At 33.0% G+C, this 21,908-nt stretch carries 19 protein-coding genes; 14 read left to right on the top strand and 5 right to left on the bottom strand.

Going from position 1 to position 21,908, the window contains the following annotated elements:
- Nucleotides 1–74: 74 nt before the first annotated feature.
- Together CCPUN_RS00980 and CCPUN_RS00975 are read right to left on the bottom strand one after the other, a co-directional pair.
- Complete coding sequence (locus CCPUN_RS00980) at nt 75–2,363, bottom strand: transglycosylase domain-containing protein (protein WP_133281722.1); 2,289 nt, start codon at nt 2,361–2,363, stop codon at nt 75–77.
- A 163-nt stretch (nt 2,364–2,526) separates the two neighbouring features.
- Nucleotides 2,527–3,906, bottom strand: coding sequence for a LysM peptidoglycan-binding domain-containing protein (locus tag CCPUN_RS00975; protein ID WP_133281721.1), 1,380 nt, complete (start codon nt 3,904–3,906; stop codon nt 2,527–2,529).
- 729 nt (nt 3,907–4,635) lie between these two features.
- Between CCPUN_RS00975 and CCPUN_RS00970 the strand changes: the two genes are divergently transcribed.
- The 5 genes from CCPUN_RS00970 to truB all read left to right on the top strand — a co-directional run bounded on the left by CCPUN_RS00970 (nt 4,636) and on the right by truB (nt 10,146).
- Nucleotides 4,636–5,742, top strand: a complete 1,107-nt coding sequence (locus CCPUN_RS00970; protein WP_165941882.1) for an Rpn family recombination-promoting nuclease/putative transposase — start codon at nt 4,636–4,638, stop codon at nt 5,740–5,742.
- A 149-nt stretch (nt 5,743–5,891) separates the two neighbouring features.
- The gene (locus CCPUN_RS00965; protein ID WP_133281719.1) at nt 5,892–8,042 is read left to right on the top strand and encodes a MutS-related protein; all 2,151 of its coding nucleotides are present in this window, start codon (nt 5,892–5,894) and stop codon (nt 8,040–8,042) included.
- A gap of 63 nt (nt 8,043–8,105) precedes the next feature.
- Nucleotides 8,106–8,765 (top strand): 16S rRNA (guanine(527)-N(7))-methyltransferase RsmG, encoded by a 660-nt coding sequence (gene rsmG / locus CCPUN_RS00960; RefSeq protein ID WP_133281718.1) that lies wholly within the window; start codon nt 8,106–8,108, stop codon nt 8,763–8,765.
- Nucleotides 8,766–8,909: 144 nt separating this feature from the next.
- Nucleotides 8,910–9,356 (top strand): helix-turn-helix domain-containing protein, encoded by a 447-nt coding sequence (locus tag CCPUN_RS00955; RefSeq protein WP_133281717.1) that lies wholly within the window; start codon nt 8,910–8,912, stop codon nt 9,354–9,356.
- Nucleotides 9,357–9,438: 82 nt separating this feature from the next.
- On the top strand, nt 9,439–10,146 hold the full coding sequence (gene truB / locus CCPUN_RS00950) for a tRNA pseudouridine(55) synthase TruB (protein ID WP_133281716.1): 708 nt from the start codon (nt 9,439–9,441) through the stop codon (nt 10,144–10,146).
- A gap of 65 nt (nt 10,147–10,211) precedes the next feature.
- Here the strand turns inward: truB and CCPUN_RS04685 are convergent, their stop codons facing one another.
- Together CCPUN_RS04685 and CCPUN_RS00945 are read right to left on the bottom strand one after the other, a co-directional pair.
- Entirely contained in the window at nt 10,212–10,361 is a 150-nt protein-coding gene (locus CCPUN_RS04685) for a hypothetical protein (RefSeq protein WP_165941881.1), read from the bottom strand.
- Nucleotides 10,362–10,397: 36 nt separating this feature from the next.
- The gene (locus tag CCPUN_RS00945; protein WP_240034336.1) at nt 10,398–11,051 is read right to left on the bottom strand and encodes a DNA-3-methyladenine glycosylase; all 654 of its coding nucleotides are present in this window, start codon (nt 11,049–11,051) and stop codon (nt 10,398–10,400) included.
- A gap of 226 nt (nt 11,052–11,277) precedes the next feature.
- On the opposite strand from CCPUN_RS00945, the gene CCPUN_RS00940 reads away from it, so the two are divergent.
- From CCPUN_RS00940 to lpxD, 9 genes are all read left to right on the top strand, one after another.
- Nucleotides 11,278–11,700 carry a single-stranded DNA-binding protein gene (locus CCPUN_RS00940; RefSeq protein ID WP_133281714.1) on the top strand — a complete coding sequence of 141 codons (423 nt, stop codon included), beginning with the start codon at nt 11,278–11,280 and terminating at the stop codon, nt 11,698–11,700.
- 66 nt (nt 11,701–11,766) lie between these two features.
- On the top strand, nt 11,767–13,260 hold the full coding sequence (locus CCPUN_RS00935; RefSeq protein ID WP_240034335.1) for a leucyl aminopeptidase: 1,494 nt from the start codon (nt 11,767–11,769) through the stop codon (nt 13,258–13,260).
- 294 nt (nt 13,261–13,554) lie between these two features.
- A complete protein-coding gene (locus CCPUN_RS00930; protein ID WP_133281712.1) occupies nt 13,555–14,739 on the top strand; it encodes a prolipoprotein diacylglyceryl transferase in 1,185 nt (394 codons plus the stop codon).
- Nucleotides 14,740–14,870: 131 nt separating this feature from the next.
- The gene (gene infC / locus CCPUN_RS00925) at nt 14,871–15,389 is read left to right on the top strand and encodes a translation initiation factor IF-3 (RefSeq protein ID WP_133281711.1); all 519 of its coding nucleotides are present in this window, start codon (nt 14,871–14,873) and stop codon (nt 15,387–15,389) included.
- A 228-nt stretch (nt 15,390–15,617) separates the two neighbouring features.
- Nucleotides 15,618–15,818: a 50S ribosomal protein L35 gene (rpmI, locus tag CCPUN_RS00920; protein ID WP_133281710.1), complete on the top strand. Its 201-nt coding sequence runs from the start codon at nt 15,618–15,620 to the stop codon at nt 15,816–15,818.
- 117 nt (nt 15,819–15,935) lie between these two features.
- A complete protein-coding gene (gene rplT / locus CCPUN_RS00915) occupies nt 15,936–16,280 on the top strand; it encodes a 50S ribosomal protein L20 (RefSeq protein ID WP_133281709.1) in 345 nt (114 codons plus the stop codon).
- A gap of 423 nt (nt 16,281–16,703) precedes the next feature.
- On the top strand, nt 16,704–17,183 hold the full coding sequence (locus tag CCPUN_RS00910) for a DUF6314 family protein (RefSeq protein ID WP_133281708.1): 480 nt from the start codon (nt 16,704–16,706) through the stop codon (nt 17,181–17,183).
- A gap of 424 nt (nt 17,184–17,607) precedes the next feature.
- The gene (locus CCPUN_RS00905) at nt 17,608–19,434 is read left to right on the top strand and encodes an AAA family ATPase (RefSeq protein ID WP_165941880.1); all 1,827 of its coding nucleotides are present in this window, start codon (nt 17,608–17,610) and stop codon (nt 19,432–19,434) included.
- Between the two features lie 159 nt (nt 19,435–19,593).
- Nucleotides 19,594–20,619, top strand: coding sequence for a UDP-3-O-(3-hydroxymyristoyl)glucosamine N-acyltransferase (gene lpxD, locus CCPUN_RS00900; RefSeq protein WP_133281706.1), 1,026 nt, complete (start codon nt 19,594–19,596; stop codon nt 20,617–20,619).
- Between the two features lie 96 nt (nt 20,620–20,715).
- On the opposite strand, the gene CCPUN_RS00895 is transcribed toward lpxD, so the two are convergent.
- Nucleotides 20,716–21,612 (bottom strand): hypothetical protein, encoded by an 897-nt coding sequence (locus CCPUN_RS00895; RefSeq protein ID WP_133281705.1) that lies wholly within the window; start codon nt 21,610–21,612, stop codon nt 20,716–20,718.
- Nucleotides 21,613–21,908 lie beyond the last annotated feature (296 nt).

Genomic DNA, 21,908 nt, shown 5'->3' with positions numbered 1-21,908 from the left:
TTCGTTTATTGAGTGTAACAGGTACCCGTTGATATGACCAAGTGCTGATTCCCAGGAAATAACAGACTTTTAGACTAAAAAATACTATTCACATCTAATTCTACGATCTCTCTTTCTTGGGCTGTAGTAGTATGCTTATTGTTTTTTTGCATTTGGTTGTCAGTATTTTTTGAATGAATAATTTGCCTAACTTTTTCGGATAAGGAGTTAGGATCTACCAATGGTCCTTTTTTGTAAATTATATTTGGATCATTATAGAGCTTTAGAATAAACTGCTCCCATATTGGTCTAGCTGTTGTGCTACCATTTCCTAAATGAAAATCTCTAAAATGAATGCAGCGATCTTCCCCACCTACCCAAACTCCAGTACAAAGATTTTGTGTGAGTCCTATAAACCAGCCATCTGAATGATTAGAAGTTGTTCCTGATTTTCCAGCTATATCATTATCTTGCTTCAATTCATTAGAAAGACTATGTAATGCGCCTTCATCGAGAGCGCCTTGAAGCATATAGGTCATAAGATCAGCTGTATCTTCATGAATAGCCTCATTACGCTGTGGTACAAAAGTTTGGATTATATTGCCATTTTTATCTTCAATATGGGTAACAAAAAAAGGTTCTGTCCAAACTCCTTTATTTAAAAAAGTACTGTAAGCACCCACCATTTCATAAATGGAAACATCACTACAGCCCAAACAAAGGGAAGGAACAGGGTCTAATGGACCTTTTATACCCATACGTTTAGCATAATCAATCACCAAATCAGGTGTAAGTTGTTTAAGTAAATAAGCAGTTATAGAATTAATAGAACGTGCCATAGCATACCTTAAAGTGCATTTTTGACCAGAGTAACGTTTCCATGCATTTTGTGCTGTCCAAGTATCTCCATTAGGTTGTGAAAAAGTAACGGGCTCATCTACAACTAAATCTGTTGGAAGATATCCATTATCTAATGCTACTGTATAAACCATAGGCTTAAAAGTAGAGCCAGCTTGACGTTTCCCTTGTTTAACATGATCATATTGAAAATGTTTATAATCAACTCCTCCTACCCAGGCTTTGATATGTCCAGTCTTAGGATCCATGGCCATGCATCCAGCTTGTAGTATTCTCCGATGGTATTTAAAGGCTTCTAAAGGGCTAATAACGGTTTTCATAGGTCCTTCCCATGAAAATAATTCCGTTTTTACAGGGGTGTTCATTTCTAGCTCTATAGCTTCCATATCTCCTTCATATTTTTTGAGTAGCTGTTTGTAAAAGACAGTTTTTTTTATTTCTTTTTCAATATAATCTTCTATCTCTTTCCCACTTTCATAAATCCAAGGATTGCTATCTTGCCAATGTTTATCAAATTGATGTTGCAACAGCTTCATACGTTCTTTTAAAGCAGTTTCTGCATATGCTTGAACCTTACTATCAATCGTTGTGTATACACGCAATCCATCTGCAAAGAGATCATATCCATTCTCTCTCGTCCACTTTAGTAGAAAGTCACGTACGATTGCTCTAAAGTATGGTGCCATTCCTTGCTCATAATTTTCTTCTTGGTATTGCATCTCTATAGGCATCTCATAAATAAGATCATAGTCTGATTTTTTTAAAAATCCATATTTGACCATTTGTGATAATACTACATTCCTAATATACTTAGCCTTTTCTGGATGTCTTACAGGACTGTATCGAGAAGGTGCACGGAGCAATCCTACTAATAATGCCGCTTCTTCTACACGTAGTTCAGCTGGAGTTTTATCAAAAAAGGTACGAGCTGCTACTTTTATGCCGTAGGTATTGCTACCAAAGGTGACCGTATTTAGGTACATGGCTATAATTTCGTGCTTAGTATAAGCCCGTTCTAGTTGAACGGCTAAAATCCATTCTTTTGTTTTCAAGATTAATTTATTGAGCAATGGAATATTTGACAATTTTCCTCTATAATTTTCTTCTCGCCTAGTATTAAAAAGATTCTTGGCTAATTGTTGTGTAAGGGTGCTTCCCCCTCCTTTTTTTCGTTGTAATAAAATAGAAAGAAAAAAAGCGCGTGAAAGCCCTTTTAGGTCTATACCTGCGTGATTTTCAAAACGATAATCTTCTGAGGCAATAAGGGCATTGATCATATTTGGAGAAATATCTTCATAAGATACTAAGCTGCGGTTATTGCGAAAATATTTTCCAAGTAATACAGCATCGGATGAGTAAAGTTCGGAAGCTAATTCGCTTTGAGGATTTTCCAATAACTCTGTGGATGGCATGCCACCATATAAATTATAAAAATCAACTTGAACAGAAAATAGGTAAATAGGAATACTTGTAACGCCTAGTGCAAAAAGTTTCCACAGATTTATTATTATTTTTTTTTCGTTCATATAACCTATTCATTGTTCATTTTTATAAATATACATTTAAACCTAGTTTTGTTAGCAGCCAATGCTAAGTAAAAAACAGGTTGATATGATGGTAAGTTTTTATCTGAAAAGAGATAAGTTTGTTGAAACTACTAGGCATGCTACAGTGAATGAATACGTAATTTTAAGGTAGCCAGTACTCTACTGGAATTTTACGTGGTCTAATAAAACGTAACCATAATATTTGACCTTCTTTAAGTAAGTCTATTTGCTTCATTCTGTTTTTTTCCAAAAGTGCAGATAATTGCATGCCATATCGTTGCGCAATACACCATAAATCTTCTCCAGGTGTTACAATATGGTAGTGTATGTCTGCCTTACTACTCTTTGCACTATAATAATATATATGATTGGGAATCGGCGTATGTATTTTGTCAATGTCATTTATAAGCAGAAATTTACATATTGGTAATTTGATCAATTGTGATAAATGATCAATGGTGTCACCCTTCATTGCTATAATTGCAAGCTTGCCATTGGCTTTTATTAGTCTAGAAGAACGGGAATCATTTAAGTGTTGAATCTGTGGAAAAGTTTTGTTATGCTTTAAAAATTTTTTGTAATCCATACTATGGGAACATGGTGCTTGCTCCTGTATTATAGGAATAGTATGTTTTTTATATTGTGTATGGTTAGGTTGTGTGGGAATCTTTAGTGTAGTAGATAAGTCTATATTAGGGTGATTGTGTATAAATGGCACTACTAAGGAACAGTGGGTGTTATATGGTATTACAGAAGTTCTAAGCCAACGGTTGTGTTCGAATAATAATTTTTCTTCTATCTTCAAATAAGAAGCTATATCTTGCAATTTTTTGCCATGGTGTCCATGTGTATACACAAATAATTTTAGCTTAGAGTGATTCTTTTTCCCAGCCATTTTTTGAAATGCTAGCTTAGTTGCTAAAATAGAGATGATATAATCATCGGTTTTATGATCTAATTGAACAGATTTAGCTCCATAATATTTTTTAGGAAATATTTTTGCTGCACCTGCCCTTCCTCTGTTATATGCAAGTAATGCGCCTAACCAGCTATTAAAATAGTTATCATTGTTTTTTAGAAAACGTGCTGCAGCTTTAGTAGATTGAATTAAATGCATTCTTTCGTCTACGGGATAATCTATACTTAGCTTTAAATCTAAAGCTGCTACTTTATGAATTTGCCAAAAACCCACATCATTAGTGTGACTGACAGCATCTCCTATCAACATGCTTTCATGTAACGCTTGGAATTTAAAGTCATCTGGAACATTTTCTTCTGCCAATGTTTTTTCTATGAGAGGGAAAAAAAGATTTGTCCTTTCTACTATTTTATTAAATCCACGTTTATATATCGTTAACTGAGCTATTTTTTTCTGAATGCGTTCACGTGCACGCCCTGTGAGAGATATCTTTATACCTGCAAACTTAACCACGTTGGGAACGATAATCTGATTAGACAATTCAGCTCCCCATAGATTAAATGGTAAAAGGAAAAACAAAAATAGCCAACGTATAAAATACATAGATAGAATTCGTTTTTTCTTGGTAAAAAATTTTTATTGTAAAATGGGTGTTTTTTAGTATAAAACGTTACTAAAAAGATATATAGTCAGATATTATAGACATGTTTTTGAAAAAACTTGTTCATCAATAATTTACCTAAATTTCTTACTAGAATCATGTTATTAACATCCAAATAATATAAATGAATAAAGTAACGTAAAGTTACTCTTTTTTTGAGTAAAAAATAATATGCCTGGTTTAGAAAAACCTAGCATCATATATTATCGAGTTATCCAGAGGGCCATGTGCTTAGAGAACTGTATGTAAAACGCTCGCTTCATATGACTCTTTATGTGATTTGTACCTAGTTTGCTGTAAACCGCTTGCCAGCGGGGCCTTACTTTTTTGAGGGCCAAAAAACTAAGCAAAAAATCCTTTTCGTCCCAAAAGAAAAATACTAAAAATCTGCACAAAAATTCGAAGCCAGATAAAACCGCTCCTTTTGGAGCGCTAAAGCACTTTACCTACCTTTGTGTAGATGTAACCAATAATATTAAAACGTTTTGGTATCTTTATAGAGTAACTAGCCCTGATCTGTCTTCATGAGAGATAGTGGTACGTTTGTTACAAGTATCATTAATGTAGTCTTCTCTATTACTGCCTACATAGCTCATAAGACATATCGAGCAATAATAACTAATTATTAATTGATTATCATGAATAAATTAATTTTAACAGTATTATGTTTTATGTCTTCAGTTTTTTTTGCTTGTAAACAGCAAGAATTAAGAATGGATCCTGAGTACTATTCAAGTGATGAAGAAGATCGTATATATAATAGTATGGTACCAGTACCACCAGCTGGAACAAAGCCACTTGTTTCTTTTGACTATGCTATTAAACACCTTTTAAGAAGTAAATCAGACTATGAGATATTAGAAAGCTTTATTTCTTCTATACTTACTCATTATGGTGGACCCGAAATAGAAATATTAGAACTTCTTGAGAGTGAAACTAATAAAGGAAGTAAAAAAGAAAAAGGGTCATTGGTAGATATGCTTGTAAAAGATAAAAAGGGTAATAAGTATATAGTAGAAATAGAACGGAATATTAAAAGATCTTTTTTTCATAAGGCACTTTATACAACATCACGTACTATAGTTGATTCACTTGCTGCAGGTATGGATTATTCTACTATTAAAAAAGTATATCATATCAATCTTTTGTACTTTACGCCAGATAAAAATATGTCATCACTATGTAGGGGGAAAACTATATATCATGACATAAATAATGAAGAAATTGATATTGTATTGGAATTAGATGAAAGAGACAGGAATGGCAATAAAATTGTAGTTCATGCAAGTAATGTAACACCAGATTATTTTATAATATCTATTCCAGAATTTGAAAAAAGCGAATCAACTAGTGTTTTAGAGGACTGGTTTTATATACTCAAAAATGATACAGTGCCTGAAATTGAACATTTGCCTCAATCATGTATAAAGAAAATTGAAAATAAATTAACTTATCTAAAACTTCCAGAGGAAAAGAAAAATGCTTATCAGCGTTATATACTAAGACAAACCGAAAAACAAATCGACATAAATAGAGCTAGAAGAGAAGGTAAAGAGGAAGGTATAAAGGAAGGTGAAGAGAAAGCAAAAAAAGAGTTTGATCAGAAAAATCAGGAAAGGAAAAGACGAAAAATTAGTAATAGAGTTGCAGATGGTTTAGGTCCTGATGATATAAAAAAAATATTTTGTGATGATAGTGATTACGATGAAGCTGAAATCGATAAGATGATAAAAGAAGCGAAAAACAGCCGTAGCAGAGCCACCAGAAGCCACGGATAAAAGCTCATTTCCATCGAGCCTCGAGGCCAAGAAAAACTAGCGTTTGGAGACAACCATAAGTGGGTTCTATAGGATTTATATTGGGCGAACATATGTAATGATTCGTAGAACATTTTGTATATTTAGACTTAAAGTAATCAATTTTTTATATGCGTATACTCAAGCAACTTACATTTGCCTTTTCTTTACACAGTTTTATTGCCAGTGCAGATACAACAGCGCCTAAACTTGCTGAATTGGCAGATATTTATTTAAAGTCATTTCATGAGGAAGTAAAAAAAAATGATAAACCTGAAGATCATAAAGAATCATTTAATAAAAATATTACTGATGTAACCCTTTCACCAAGAGAGGAGCGGGTAGTGGTGTTTAATGAGATTTTTGCAAAAAGCAATGTATACCAAGATCGGCATAAACATATAGGTACAGTACTGAACCAATATGCTTGGAATGATTTGCATCTTTTTTGCGGAACGACTACAACACCAGATTATCACTTTTTATCCCGCATTAATAAAACCATTACTACCCTCGGGGAGATATCGCTTGCCACTTTTGTAAGTGCACCTATTGCAAACCTAGATGAACTTATACAACGCCAGCAGATTGTGCATTATCTTTATAGAGAAAATCAAGTTGCTGCCGATTTAAAAAATCAACTCCAAAATTATAAAAAGGTCGAAAAAGGCATGTTGTCTTTTTGGACAGAAACAGATCCTTTATACAATAAGGAATATGATAAATACCTAACAGATTTATTTTATACTCAAAATCCTATTTCTAATAAATCTGCTACTTCGTTACAAACAAGAAAGTTTTGGCTACGAGACTTATGGAACATTTATTCTAATTATATCTGGTACCCTTTACTTGGAGCAGTTAGTGGAGAGTTGGTAGTAGCCTTCAGCCCAAAGGAACTAACACATAGCTTTTACTACAAAAAATTCTATCCTATGTTTTTTCCAGGATATGGGCTTTATCATATTAGTAACCTTAATCTTGACTTTGATGATAATCGTATCAGCAATCATAGTATCAGAAATAATAATAGTACAGGAGGGATGAAATCCGTTTTCTATTTTTATTCAGCAGGTTTGACCATTCACTCTTTGTGGCAGTACTATAAAGGCTACCGTAACTATAAAGAATATTCAGGCGTGCTAAACCATCTTGCACTGCGGATGGCAGATATACAAACCTTTTTGATAACTGCAAAACAGATCAATAGGCTAGTACAAGATCATCCTGAACTAGAGGAATTGTATGGTAAACAATTGGTTGCTATTAGGGCTCTATTGGCATCTTCGAAAGAAAAAACACCAATAGGAAACCTATTGTGCTACTTAGAAGAACTACCATTGCGCTCTTGGTCCTATTTTAAAGACAATGCGGGTAAACTGCTAGCAAGTTATAGACTTTTTGTAGCATATAAAGACATTTTCCACGATGCCATGTATGAATTAGGAGAATTAGATGCTTTTGTGGCTGTTGCCACTTTGATGCATGAAACCGATGCCATGGGTGCACCCCATACCTATTCTTTTACCAAGTTGCTTGCTCCTAAAGAACACTCCAAACCATGCTTCACTTTTACAGAGATGTGGAATCCTATGTTAGATCCTGTAGTAGCTATTGGTAATGATATAGCAATGGGTAGAGAAACAAGTGTGCGGAATGTGATTCTAACAGGTCCTAATGCAGGTGGTAAGTCTACGTTTTTAACAGGTGTTCTAGAAACGATTCTACTCAGTCAAACCTTTGGTATTGCACCAGCTAAGTCCTGTACCATGACACCATTCAATAAAATTAGTACCTATATAGATGTTACAGATGATATTGCAGCTGGAAAGTCCTTATTTGTAGCAGAAGTTGAGCGCTTTCAACGTCATTTAAGTTTATTGAAGGGCCTAAAGAAAGATGAATGCTGTTTTACCATTTTTGATGAACCCTTTAGTGGTACCAATCCAAAAGAAGGAGAGGCTACAGAATATTCTGTATTAAACTTTATTGCCCAATATAGTAATGCGCTCTCTATTGTAGCAACGCACTATCCAATAATTATGCTCTTGGAAAAGAATGAACCAACTAAAGGATTTAAGAATTACAAGGTCTTTATTCACCATAAGGGTCGTGGCCATAAAATTGAATATACCTATAAGGTGATTCCTGGAGAATCTAATCAGGCTATAGCTATAGATATCCTTGAAGAAGAGGGTTATCCTATGGAAATGTTAGCACAAACAAGAGACATTCTAAAACATCCAGAAAAATACCAGAAAGACTTCACCACCTATAAATAAATGTGTAGCAAGTCACTTGTATAGACTAAGAAGTAATTTAAATAAGTATCTATATGCCAAACCATGCATACATCTTTAGAAAAACCTTGTGATTCTGCTGCTATAGTATGTAGTCATTTTAAAGAACTTTCTAATACGCAAATAGCACATTTTAGTAGCCTGGGCAATATCTATCGCTTATGGAATACAAAAATAAATCTTATTTCTAGAAAAGATATTGACAATCTTTATATGAATCATATTTTGCATTCATTATCCATTTCAAAAATAATATCTTTTTGCCCAAATACCCATATCCTAGATTTTGGAACAGGGGGAGGATTTCCTGGTATTCCCTTAGCAATTATGTTTCCTGAAGTACATTTCCATTTGGTAGATTCCATAGGGAAGAAAATAAAAGCAGTTCATGAAATAGTAACAACACTTGGATTAAATAATATTACAGTCTCCTGTATAAGGGGAGAAGAGATACAAGGGAAATATGATTTCGTCGTAGGCAGGGGCGTTACTAACCTAGAACGTTTCTACGGTTGGGTAAAAGACAAGATAGCTCAAGAACAAAAAAACAGTCTCCATAATGGCATTTTGTATCTGAAAGGATATGCAAATGTAGCGCTGCCATTTTCAACACATGTATATCCATTACAAGATTTTTTTAAAGAAACTTTTTTTAAAGAAAAATGCTTGGTGCATGGATATGAAAAGACAATGGTTTCCGATTAAGAAATTTTGCTATAACCTATATGTTTAATACTGTACATTATTGATAATGAAAAAAACATGGAAGCATTTCGTTGATTATGATATCACCATATTTGAACAAACGAAGTCTTTCTTCATTTTATTAAAAGCAATGTATATTGGCATATGGAACAACATAAAGGAAAAATAGTTGAGATAGCCATCAGGAAAAGTGGTTACCAAATGAAAGCGCTAGCTGAAAAGCTAGGTATTGCGCGTAACACGCTTTACACAAAAATCAGGGAAGCAGAACTGGATGATGCTTTTATTATTAAGATCAGTAACATCATTCATTATGATTTCTCTACAGAATTTCCACATTTGAATAAATATGATACAGCTCCTAATCCTAATCCTGATATTACTACGTATAATGAGCTGGGTCCGTATAGAAAACCGGGACCAACGAATCCTGATTTTATTCAGTTACAAGAATTAAATAAAAAATATTTGATACTTCTTGAAGATTACAATAATCTCTTAAAAATTTTAATTCTGCTTGCTAATAACAATGATTTAGTCGGTATTAAAAAAGAAATTACAGAGTTTTTAGCAGAGGAAGAAGATGAATGAAAAAGCATCTTGCCTAAATGTATGTTCATTCAACACATCATTGTCAATCCCTTTTTAAGCCCCGTCTCTGTTGTAATAAAATATGAAGGAATATTCACCCTCTGTACATACTGATATAGGTGGTATGATTATGATAGATAAACCTTCGGGATGGACTTCTTTTGATGTAGTAAAAAAAGTTCGTGCTCTATTGAAGGTAAAAAAAATAGGCCATGCTGGCACGCTAGATCCTTTAGCGACAGGATTACTCCTGTTATGTACTGGTAAACAAACAAAAAAAATTTATAGCCTACAAGAGCTCCCAAAAGTTTATACAGGACAAATTGTACTTGGCAAAACTACGCCATCTATGGATTTAGAGACTGATTTTGATAGTGTATCCTGTTATGACCACCTCAATGAAGATATGATAAAGGCAGTAGCAGCTACTTTTGTTGGTACCATAGAACAAACACCTCCTATATATTCTGCCTTAAAGGTAGGAGGCAAAAGAGCTTACAAAATGGCAAGAGCTGCACAACCAATCGTTTTATCTCCTCGCTCTATTGTCATCCATTCTTTTTCTCTTACGACCATAGATATTCCATTGATTACTTTCGAATTAACTTGTAGCAAAGGTACATATGTCCGTAGTCTTGCACATGATTTAGGGAAAAAATTAGGAGTAGGAGCATACCTTCATGCTTTATGTCGAACCCAAATAGGTCCTTACCATTTAAATAATGCCTGTACTATAGAAAAATTGTTAGAAACGAAAAACGATGTGTGGGCTTTTGAAGAGATTGTGTAAGTATACATAATTCTCCTTATATCTTCAGAATACTGCAAAAAATCGTAATTCCCCAGGTACCTCACTTAAGCGGTAGCATATACTTGTTGAATAGCCTGAAATAAATTGATCCCTTGTTTACGTTTTGTTGATAAAAATCCACGAATAGTGCAAAACATCTCTGCACCTTTTTGCATACGAAAGCCCCCCGAGATTTTTTTGACTTTAATAATCATGCGAATATCTTGACAAAAAATCTAATTTGAATTTACCTAGTTTATCTGGTTAAGAACAATTATATAGGAGCGCATATTTAAGACATCCAAAGGATTTTCAAGCCTAAAACGCCACGGTAAAAGTGCGTCTTGACCAGCATAATCAACTCCTATACGTGGGCTTTGATTTATTTGCATTTGATTTATTTGGATATCACTTTCTGTAATCCATATACAAGAAGAATCAAGTGAAACAGCATTGTGAGAAAGATCTATACCCAGAGCCTGACATACACTACCAGGGCCATTCGTTAGTTTTAATCGATCATAAGAAAATAGTTTCTTCCTTCTTTTTAGCATAGTCTCAATTCCTAGAATTGGGAAAATTGCTCGAATGAGTACCGCATGTGGAAAATCGTTTGTGTAGGTAACAATATTGATAAGATGATGAAGACCATAACATAGATAGACATAGGTAATCCCCCCATCTTTATACATTACTGCTGTACGTTTGGTTCTACGATAATTATAAGCATGACAAGCTTTATCTTCTACGCCTTTGTAGGCCTCTGTCTCTATAATGATGCCACCAGTGATCTGTTGATGCATGTTAGTACATAACATTTTTCCTATTAGTTCACGTGCAATTTGTACTACATCTTCGCGCTGATAAAAAGATAAAGGAAGTGGTGGCTTGGGTATGTATTCCAAATATTGCGTTCGTTCCATTGGTACCTTTGAAAACTTTTTGCTTTAGCATGTATAGACAAAAATGCTTGCATAATAACAACATGTCATACAATTCTTTGTATTCCTATCTGATAAACAACATTCTATTAACCCGTCAATTTAGCAAAAAATTTGAAACCTCCAAATTTATGTTATATATTAAGCAACAAAGAGTATGTTCAGTATAATATCTCATGACAGATTCAGTATGGCAAGTGTAAATAAAGTTATTATTTTGGGTAATCTAGGAAAAGATCCAGAAATTCGCCATTTAGAAAATGGTCGTATGCGGGTTCAATTGATTATAGCAACCCATGATAATTATAAAAATAGAAATGGCGAAAAAGTAACGCATACAGATTGGCATGAGGTCGTATTCTGGACACCACATGCAGAAGTTGCTGCACAATATTTATGTAAGGGCAATCAGGTATATATAGAAGGAAAATTGACCCATAGATCATATATACACAAAGAAGGAGAACAACGATATGTGACGCAAATTGTTGGTCAACAGCTCGTCTTATTAGGTAATACAAGAAAAAATTTGGAGGAAGAGCCCCGCGTAGTTAATTATAATCATGCAGAAAAGGGAATGATCGGTAATGATATGGGAGAATTACCACTATAGTTTTTGTCTATCTGTTCGTAAGTAAAATCATAATAATAAAAGACGTTAATAATATATTAGATGTTTATGCAGTATCCTAGATTTGAATTTTTAGATAAACAGGCTCAACAAGAGGAAATGACCTGTTATGCACTGGGTGTTTTTGAAAGTAATGGAAAACCATACACCGATAACCTGGTAAATGAACACTACTATAGTAGTGTGATTATGCCTTTAATAAGGGAGTCACATTTTAGTGGAAAAAAGTTTAGTATGGTTTCTGCAAACTGTTTTCACCAAATAGGTAAGATTATACTGGTGGGACTTGGCAAGCAGGAAGATGTTGATCAAGAATGCATTCGACAAGCAGCAAGTGTCATATATAGGGAGTGCGTGAGACTGCATAGTAATTCTATGATCGTAAACTTTTCTAATCTCTTAGAAACCAGTGCTCATTTAAAAGCTTTTGCAGAAGGCATTTTTCTTTCTACTCATTATGATGAGCGTTTTAAATCACAAAAAGACACAAAGGTTACGCGTCTCAAGAGTGTTCATCTTTTAGGTGCTTTAGAAGACGACAAAACCATTCAAGTAGCCAAAGAGATTGTGATGGGCGTTAATCTCGCTAAAGAACTGGTTAATGCTCCAGCTAATTACGTAACACCTTCTTTTTTAGCAAAGAAAGCTATTGAAATCGCTGAAAATCATCAGCTAGAGTTGCATATTTTAGAAAAAGAAGACTGCAAAAGACTAGGCATGGGAGCATATCTTTCCGTTACCCAAGGATCCGATGCGTCACCTAAATTTATTCACCTTTGCTATAAACCAAAATCACTTGATGCCAATGCTACCTTTTCAAAAATTGCTTTGATAGGGAAAGGAGTTACATTCGACTCTGGTGGATTGAATTTAAAAATAGGTGCTTCTAAGATTGAATTAATGAAACATGATATGGCTGGAGCAGCTGTTATGTTGGGAGTAGCAGGGGTTATAGGGGCTATAAAACCTAATAAAGAGGTCCATTTTATTATTGCTGCTACAGAGAATATGATTAATGGGAGTGCTACCAAACCTGGAGATGTTGTTACTGCTTCAAATGGAAAAACTATTGAAATAGATAATACCGATGCAGAAGGAAGGCTCACATTGGCTGATGCACTCGTCTATGCAGAGAAATTAAATGTAGATGCCATTGTAGATCTGGCTACCCTAACAGGTGCTATGGTTGTTGCTCTGGGATCAAAAATTTCAGGTGTATTTGGTACGGATCAAAAATTGGTTGATGGGCTATTGAGTGCTTCGCCAAAAACAGGAGAAAAAATTTGGCAAATGCCATTAGAAGAGTCTTATTTCGAAGGGATGAGCTCTATTGTTGCAGATATGAAGAATACAGGAGATAAGGAACAAGGTGCAGGATCTATTTCTGCTGCCATGTTTTTAAAACAATTTGTTAAACAAACGCCTTGGGCACATATAGATATTGCCGGAACAGCATGGACCACAAGGCCTTGGTTCTATAATCAAGCAGGTGGAACAGGGTTTGGTGTACGATTGTTAGTAGATTGGATTCTTAATGGTTAGTTTTTTACTTATTTCTCGATTCTATTTTGTTTCGTAGTAGGTTTTGTCGCAAAAAAGGCCTTATGAAGGTTTATAGGTAAGCATTGCATAATTTTAAATATGGTTCAAAAATAATTTATATATTAAAATAAGCATGTTACCTATAAACTTAAATTTAATAAGCTTTAACATTTTCATACTAGTGATTTATCTAATAAACATATGTATTATTATTTTTTAGTGAGCAATGTAAATTGACTTGTGTGCACCCTAATCGGAATTATTCATTTATTATTCATTTATTATTCATTTATTATGTTAGCCACTATTGTTTGGGATAAATCTCCAGAAATATTTCAGCTAGGCTCTTTTACACTACGCTGGTATAATCTTTTATTTGTAGCTTCATTCATTTTGGGTTCCCCAATTTGGCATCATATGTTTACCAAAGCTGGAAAAGATGTCCGAGAGGCTGAGGTTGTAAAAATTTATCTCATATTTGGCGTATTGTTCGGAGCTCGGTTAGGGCATGTTATTTTTTATGAATGGAACTATTATAAAAATCATTTGTCAGAAATATTTTTGCCATGTGTTTTCTCGCCTGAGTTTAAGATAGTAGGTTTCTCTGGCTTAGCCAGTCACGGTGCTGCCATTGGCATTATACTTGCCATTTTTCTTTATGTAAAGCGTATGAAGGTATCTATTTTTCCTTTCCGCATACGTTTTGAAAGTCGCCGACCTCCTGGAGAGTTTCTTTGGCTTCTGGACCATTTAGTCATTCTTGTTGCTTTAGGTGGGGCATTTATCCGTATCGGCAACTTTATGAACTCAGAAATTATTGGTAAGCCAACCAATGCCAATTATGGAGTGATCTTTATAAGAAGCTTTAAAGATGAGTTTTCAAAAAACTATTCGTCCATGGTAGAAAATCTTGAAATTTGCAAGGCGCCTACCGATCGTACTCTAGCAACAAAGGGTGGTTTACAACCCATCCAATTGGTTATTTCCTTCAAAAAAACAATGGAAGATGAAATAGTTATAAAGCAATTTCTGGAAGTCTCTTTAAAGAACATGTTGGTGCGGTCATCTCATGGCGAAGAACCCATGGTTTATGAAACCTATGGTACACCACTTAGCTATACATTATCTAAAGTAGAAACATATGGAGAATATCAAGCTGTAGTAAACACTTTAGGCATTCCAAGGCATCCAGCTCAACTCTATGAATCATTTTCTTGTTTTTTAATCTTTGTTTTGTTGCTTGTATGGTGGTATAAAAAAGGTCAAACATTATGTCCTGGACGAATTTTAGGGGGTTTTATGTTGATGGTTTTCGCATTGCGTTTTTTTTATGAATTTTATAAAGAAAATCAGACTCCATTTGAAGATCACATGCTTTTAAATATGGGGCAATTACTTAGTTTACCCCTGATCATAGCAGGGCTATTTTTAGTATTACGTCCTAGACCTAAAGTAAAAAATGATCCTAACATAAGCTAAGAAATAGTGCAATAAATAGTTAATTTTTTGTTAAATTGCTGATAACGCACATAGATATTCGTATTTTGGCAAGCCAACACAAGTTTTTTTAGTTGGTTTGAAATAGTTGATCATAACAACAGATATATTACATGAAAGAAGCCCACAATGTTAATGAACGTATCATAGCGCCAGAAGTGCGTTTAGTTGGGGATAATGTAACCAGTGGTATTTATAGACTTAGTGATGCTTTAGGAATTGCAGAAACACAAGAATTAGACTTAGTAGAAATCTCTAGTGCAGGGGATATGCCTGTTTGTAGGGTAATTGATTATGCTAAATTTAAATATCTTCAAAAACGTAAGCATAAGGAAATAAAAAGCAATGCTCAGAAAGTTGTTATCAAACAAATTCGTTTTGGTCCAAATACCAGTGATCATGACTTTGACTTTAAATTAAAGCATGCTATTAACTTTCTAGAAACTGGTGCAAAGGTTAAAGTTTGTGTTCGGTTCATAGGTAGGCAAATTATGTTTAAGGAAAGAGGAGAGTTGATCTTGCTTAGATTTTCTAAGGAACTAGAATCTTATGGGAAACTAGAACAACTGCCTAAACTAGAAGGGAAAAAAGTGATGAGTTTAACGATAGCCCCATTGGGTGCGAAAAAGTAATTATTGTTTTTATACATTTAGAATAAAAAATTTTTGGTTTAATTTACAACTAATTACACTTTTTTTACTATCTTGCACTTTTACGGGTTATAATATTATGTTGAAGTATGTACCGCTTTCTTAGATTAAATCTAGTGATAAGAAGGATTCGCAAGTCTTGATGTATAAATTCTAAACCAATGAAAAAAAGGTAGGATAGCCGTAACCAACCTATAAAAATATAGATGTATGCCAAAAGTTAAAACACATTCTGGTTCAAAAAAAAGATTTCAGTTAACAGGTACAGGTAAAATAAAGCGTAAACATGCTTTTAAGAGTCACTGTCTGTCTAAAAGGATAAAAACAACAAAACAGAAAAGAAATCTTACACATTTTACGCTTGTAGATAAAACAAATGCACCAACTATTCGCAAGCTACTAGTCGTTTAGGTATTACAGTTCCTGTAATTGCTATTTGGACTGTGGTGTGTTTTCACCTAAAACGTAGTTAACTTAGTTAAAGTAGTTTATAGAACAATCATTAATAATTAAAAATAGGACAAAAAAATGCCAAGATCCGTTAATGCAGTAGCATCCAAGGCGCGAAAAAAACGCATACTAAAGTTAGCTAAGGGCTACTGGGGCAAAAGAAAAAATGTTTGGACAGTAGCTAAAAATGCTATTGAAAAAGGTTTATTATATGCCTATAGAGATCGTAAAGTAAAAAAAAGAGAAGTAAGGGCATTGTGGATACAGCGTATTAATGCAGCTGTTCGTATTTATGGCCTTTCTTATTCTCAATTTATTGGGAAGCTTGCGCTAGCTAATATAGATATAAATAGAAAAACACTTGCCGATCTAGCAATGAATCAACCAGATGCATTCGAAGCTATTATCAAACAAGTAGCCTAAGTATTTGCAAATTTATATTGCATATGCTAGTTGCATATCAGGAACATTAAAGAGCGATCCTAGCCATTGTGCTGTTCAAAACATCGTAGTAAGATGTACCAAGATTAGCTGATAGAGGCAGATATCTAGTAATCTTAAATAGCTGATTTTTAAATAATTGCTTCTGGAGTGTTGGGATAAAATATTATATAAAATAATTGTTTTTATAGATAATTTTGTGCGTGGTCTGGTGGACAACATTGGGCGATTTGTCCATATTCTAGAAGAGAAATTTTAAGACAGGTTATTTACCATGCTTATACATATCTGCTAGAGTCTCAAAAAATAGGTAATAGTATAGCCACGTGCTTCATTCAATTCATACCAATGAAAAATGAATAAGTTATTTATTCACTAACATCATACGGCATTCAATAAAAAAATTTGTCTAAAACAATCATAGGTCCTACTGATATTAAAAAGATAACATCGGATAAAATCTTCCATTTTATACCAGGAATTTGGAGAATATCAAGAAAAATAGAATCAAAAACACCATATCAAAATTATGAAATAGATGGTTATGGATCTTTTACGTTATCAACAGATCATACAAATATGCTTTTGTATAAAGAAAAAGTTGTTATTTATAATCCAGGGAAAAATATATTTAATAGAGGAAATCAGGAATATAAATATGTATATAATGTAACTACATCATCTATATATAAATATTTTAAAGATGGAAGATTGTTCTATGAACTAATGATTTTAGATAATACAGTAACAGGATCACATGTATGTATTCAGGATGAATATATATCGAATTATACTTTTGGTAATAATCAATTTACACTTATTTATGATGTAAATGGCCCTTTGAAGTCTTATAAAATTATAACAAATTACCTAAAACTTTCGTAAACTACCCAGGTATATCAAAAAATATATCATTATAAAAGACTGATTATATGACAAAATTGGCAATTAACTCCTTCAATCATGCTTGTAAATTGCTTTCCTTATGTGTTCAGGTTGATAAAAAAATAAAAAAAGGTACCTGGGGAGTTATAAAATAAATAACCCGATTATAATTGGACATGAACAACATGAAAAATCTGTCAAGATCTTCAGTATATTTGTAGTGCAATTAAATATATAGCATAATCCGTCTTTATGGAAGATAGTGATACACCCGCTACAGGTATTATTCTACATAGCTCATTAAGACATATCGAGCCGTAAAAAATAAATGTTTTAAAAAATGGTTAAAAAAAACACAAAAATTGATGCAATATTACTGTGTCTTATACTATCTTTACTTTCATGTAAAACAAATAAGTATGGTATGCATCAAGATCCAAAAGACTTAGCGAATAAAAGACCATTAGAAGAAGTAGAAATAGGTTCTGATAGTAAAAAGAAGAAATTAGGTTCTAACAATATCCCTATTGGTGTTGTTTCTATAGAAGAAATGCTATCTACACAGTATTATGTAGATAAGACGGATCATGCTTATACATTAATGTCTGGTGTTAATAAATACATCTTTCTCTCCCGTCCCCGTAGATTTGGCAAATCTTTGTTTGTTAGCACATTAGAAGAAATAGCTAAAGGAAATAAAGAGCTATTTCAAGATTGCTATATCTATAACTCTGGTTATGATTGGAAGAAATATCCTGTCATTAGGGTGGATTTTTCAAATATTGATAAAAACAACTCCAAAGTATTAAAAGAATCTATTCTAAATGAATTATATACTATTTCTAATTCATACGAAATAGCAATGGAAAAGCCTAATAAAAAGACTCTTCCTAACACTTATTTAAAAGATTTGATTAACAAACTAGTTTCAAAATATACAGAACTAAAAAAGACTGATTCAAGTTATGAACCTAAAGTCGTTGTTCTGGTAGACGAATATGATTCTCCATTTATTAATCAATCAGATCCAGTTATAAAAGAAGAAAACCGTTTAATTGTACGAGAATTTTTAACTGTTATTAAAAGTCTTACTGCTAATAATTTTATCAAATTAGAATTTGTCACTGGTGTTAGTGCTTACTGTTTTAGAGATACTTATTCAGGTCCTAATAATCTAAATGATATTACTTTAGATAAAAATTATGCAACTATAGCTGGTTATAAAGAAGAAGATTTATTACAGAAAGATTCTATTTATAGTAAAAAAGTAAATAAGTTAGCAAAAAAAAGAAATATAAGTAGCAATGTACTAGTTGGAGAAATGCGTTCTATGTATAATGGTTATAAGTTTCATCCTGAAGATGATACGATAGCTGTATATAATCCACTATCCACACTAATGTTCTTACAACGTGGTGAACTAAATAACTATTGGATTAATACAGGAACACCTACTTTTTTAGTTAAAAAAGCAGGCAAATCAAATACTAAAGATTTTAGCAAGCCTATTTCTGTTACTAAACATGAATTAACAGAACCTGATGAAGATAATTTAACGGTGAATGGTGCCATGTTTCAAGGAGGATATTTAACTATTGATAAGTATGAAAATCCATTGGATAATGGAAAACTTAGACAAATGGATGATCCAATATTATTAAAATTTCCTAATGGAGAAGTAGAAAAATCTTTTTATAATCTATTATTTAAAAAATTTGAGAAAGATTTAGAATCAGAAGGTAAAACGCGTAAACGTGCCATAGTTAAAAAACTGAAAGATATAGATCTAGAAGGTCTTGTTAAAGTTATTAGATCATGCATGTCAAGTATACCATTTAATTTATCTCATCCAAAGCATAATAAAAATGAGGCCTACTACCATACAGCTTTACACTGTTTATTAGAAGGAGCAGAACTCAATCCACTTAGTGAACATGCTACTAGTGGAGGGAGGATAGATATTGTTATTGACGCATTAAATGATGTTACCTATATATTTGAATTAAAACATGATCAAAATGTTAATATTGCTCTAGGTCAGATAGAAGGTAATAATTATAGAGAAAAATTTCTTTATAAAGAAAAAAATATAGTCCTTATAGGACTTAATTACGCTAGTAAAATGCGTAATGTTGAACAAAAATTTGATTTTGCCATCTACGATGAAGATGGCAATAAAACCACTAAAGATGCTATTCTTGGTAACCGTCAGCATGTACGTGGTAGGGAAGTTAACAGACAACGAGGATAACAAACGGTGGTGGTGCAAATATATTATGAAATAAACATTTGATATTGAGTGTATTTTATAAGTAGCTTAGCATCATATATTTAAACCACCATCAAATGAAAAATACTTCATTTCGTTGCTTTATAATATTATATATTTTAGACCACTACCTAAGAAACTATGCAATGGAATATAGCTGAATTACAAAAACGCTTTCATGCAAATCTTATAGGTTCTGCAACTATAGAAATAACACATCTATGTACATTAGAAGATGGAATGGCTGGTGGTCTTAGTTTTTTTTCTAATCCTCAATATGCTACTGCATTTTATAAAACCAATGCCTCTGCAGTTTTTGTCCATAAAGATTTTAGCCCAACAACCGTTGTATCTACAACTTTGCTTCGTGTAGATAATCCTTATAGCTGTTTTTGCGCCTTGGTAGATGAGGTATATCAGCAAAAAATGATTGTCAAATCCGGTATAGAATTTCCATCTTATATGGGAGAGCAGAGCACAATAGGCAATAATATGTATCGTGGCGCTTTTTCCTATATTGGAGATCATGCAATAATAGGAGAAAATGTAAAAATTTATCCACATGTTTATATCGGAGATCATGTCACTATTGGTGATGATACGGTACTGTATAGTGGTTCTAAAATATTTGCACATACGGTTATTGGGAATAGATGTGTCATTCATGCAGGTGCAGTAGTTGGTAGTGCTGGTTTTGGTTTTTTAACCAATACAGAGGACGTTTATAAGCGTATTCCTTCTATAGGTAACGTAGTGCTTGAAGATGATGTAGAAATTGGTGCGAATACTACTATAGATGCTGCTATGGTAGGTAAAACTATAATAGGGCAAGGCACTAAAATAGATAATTTGGTGCAACTGGCCCATAATGTACACATAGGCAAACATGGTGGTATTGCGGCACAGGTAGGCATAGCTGGATCAACTAAAATAGGTAATTATTGTAGGCTGGGTGGGCAAACGGGTATAGGGGGACATCTGAATTTAGGCGATTATGTTACAGCGCTTGGTAGAGCAGGTATTACCCGTTCTTTTAAAAATGGGCATATTGTCCTTTCAGGGACACCTGCTTTTGAGCATAAACAATTCTTGTCTTGTTATGCTAGGTTTAAGCAAATGTCACAACTACCTAAAAAGGATAATCACGATGATGAAGCCCATAAGTAGTCGGCTGTGCTGTGCTTTCCAGGAAATGGCGTGTCACACTATGTGTCTTTGTTAAGATCTGCTTTGCTGTAATTTGGGCGTTAGTTTGGATTTGTCTTATGGTTGTTCCCACTTCAGATCGTAAGGGGGGGGATAATTTTGATTGGTTTCATTGGAAGGTGGGGCAGATGGGGCAGATCTATGTTGTTGAATCTGTGCATCAACTTTCTGTTGAATAATTGTATTAAGTTGACTACTGTTTAGGAAATTATTAACATTCTCATCAACTTTTTGTTGAAAAAGTTTTCTGAATGCATCATTTTTTATCAATTTATTTATAAATTTATTATTTTTTTGATCTTCAGAAGTTTTATGAATATACTCTTTAATCAATTTTTGGAATGACTCATTTGTTAATAGTTCATTTATTAATTCATCTTTGTTTACTATACACTCGTTATTATTTTGATTTCTAACAGTTTGTTGAATACGCTCCTCAATAAGCTTTATTAATTCATCTTTGTTTACTATACGCTCGTTATTGTTTTGATTTCCAACAGTTTGCTGAATACACTCCTCAATAAGCTTTATTAATTCATCTTTGTTTACTATACACTCGTGATTATTTTGATTTCTAACAGTTTGTTGAATACACTCTTCAATAAGCTTTATTAATTCATCTTTGTTTACTATACACTCGTTATTATTTTGATTTCTAACAGTTTGTTGAATACGCTCCTCAATAAGCTTTATTAATTCATCTTTGTTTTTTTGATTTTCAATAATTTCTTGGATATTATTTTGAATAAATTTTTTGAACGACTCATTTATTAATAGTTCATTGATTAACTCATTTTTTTTTTTTTTATCCTCATTAGTTTGTTTATTTGTCTCTTGAATAAGCTTTTTTATAGCGTCCTTAATTTCATTATTTTCTTTTAATGCGTTTAGTATAGTGCTGTTATTATGTACAGATGAGGATGCAGTTGTAGATTTACATGTTTTAGCTATCATGGTTACATACAGTAAACCTATTATGGTCAGGGAAGATAGTTTATTCAAAAAAGAACAACACATAACATAATTATAATTTTTCATCTATTTAGCTTGTATGGTACGTTACAACACTCCATGTGTAATTATAGTATAATGGAAATATTTTATATTTTCAAGTAAAAATTACTATAAATGTTACGCATGATATACAAATTCATAGCTATTTTTATTTTTTATCCAGAAAAATATCTCTTTAGAAAAAAGTGTAGGTAAGCTTACTTTGGCTAAATTTTTTTATATTGCTTTATCAGTAA

The sequence above is a fragment of the Cardinium endosymbiont of Culicoides punctatus genome (assembly GCF_004354815.1).
Classification (GTDB): Bacteria; Bacteroidota; Bacteroidia; order Cytophagales; family Amoebophilaceae; genus Cardinium.
The sequence above is the reverse complement of the archived record's forward strand: the minus strand, read 5'-3'. Positions and strand labels throughout refer to the sequence as shown.